Origin of the sequence: Mesorhizobium sp. M2A.F.Ca.ET.039.01.1.1, from assembly GCF_003998035.1 — a bacterium.
Taxonomy (GTDB): Bacteria; Pseudomonadota; Alphaproteobacteria; order Rhizobiales; family Rhizobiaceae; genus Mesorhizobium.
On record NZ_RZRY01001491.1, the window covers coordinates 1 to 501 of the forward strand.

Annotated in this window: 1 protein-coding gene; it reads right to left on the minus strand. The window is 65.9% G+C overall.

Annotated elements, in window-relative coordinates; translation table 11 throughout:
* Positions 1–58: 58 nt before the first annotated feature.
* A partial coding sequence (locus EOA24_RS40605; RefSeq protein WP_189354723.1) for a nitroreductase family protein occupies positions 59–501 on the minus strand: 443 nt, incomplete at its 5' end.

Below are 501 nucleotides of genomic sequence, written 5' to 3' on the forward strand. Positions count from 1 at the left end.
GCCGAGAACCGGCGGGCAGCCTGGCTGACGGGTCAACCGCCTCTGACCATCTCGACCATCATAGGATGACCGAAGCCACCGGCCTCCTTGGCGAAAACGGCAAGGCCGGTCCATATCCGAAGCGCATCACAATATCCGGCCTGCGGGTCTCGCCGACAATCCCCGCCAGGTCGGCGCGCAGGCGGGCGACCTCGACAGGCTGGTTGATGAACGCGAGCTTAAGTCCCAAGCTCGTCGCGGCCAAAGCGAAGCGCTGGCACGCCTGGCCGACCCTGACCCAGTGGTCGTGGTCCGGCCGCTCGGCAAAGAAGATCGCCACCCCTGCCGATGAGTCGATCTGACGGGCGTATTTCTCATTCTCCTGGGCGGCGCTGAACAACCGGTCCAAGGCGATCCGGCCAAGGCTGGTCGGCAGCACCGGCCTGCCGCTCGCGGCTGAGAAGAGCCCATCGCCTCGAGCCATTGCGCTGCGCGGGTTGAAGCGGATCCACTGCTTCAGCT